Genomic DNA, 378 nt, shown 5'->3' with positions numbered 1-378 from the left:
TTCGGGTGCGTTAATGGGCGTCGAGCGGCGGACGGGTGAGTAATGCCTAGGAAATTGCCTTGATGTGGGGGATAACCATTGGAAACGATGGCTAATACCGCATAATGCCTACGGGCCAAAGAGGGGGACCTTCGGGCCTCTCGCGTCAAGATATGCCTAGGTGGGATTAGCTAGTTGGTGAGGTAATGGCTCACCAAGGCGACGATCCCTAGCTGGTCTGAGAGGATGATCAGCCACACTGGAACTGAGACACGGTCCAGACTCCTACGGGAGGCAGCAGTGGGGAATATTGCACAATGGGCGAAAGCCTGATGCAGCCATGCCGCGTGTATGAAGAAGGCCTTCGGGTTGTAAAGTACTTTCAGTTGTGAGGAAGGG

The 378-nt window shown here is 54.8% G+C and carries 1 rRNA gene; it reads left to right on the top strand.

From position 1 onward, the window contains the following. Window positions 1-378: ribosomal RNA gene (locus QQ041_RS22065) — 16S ribosomal RNA — on the top strand; the annotation flags it as partial.

This window comes from Vibrio sp. TMPB1044 (genome assembly GCF_030442075.1).
GTDB classification, from domain to species: domain Bacteria; phylum Pseudomonadota; class Gammaproteobacteria; order Enterobacterales; family Vibrionaceae; genus Vibrio; species Vibrio satsumensis.
This window is presented reverse-complemented; position numbering and strand designations above follow the sequence as displayed.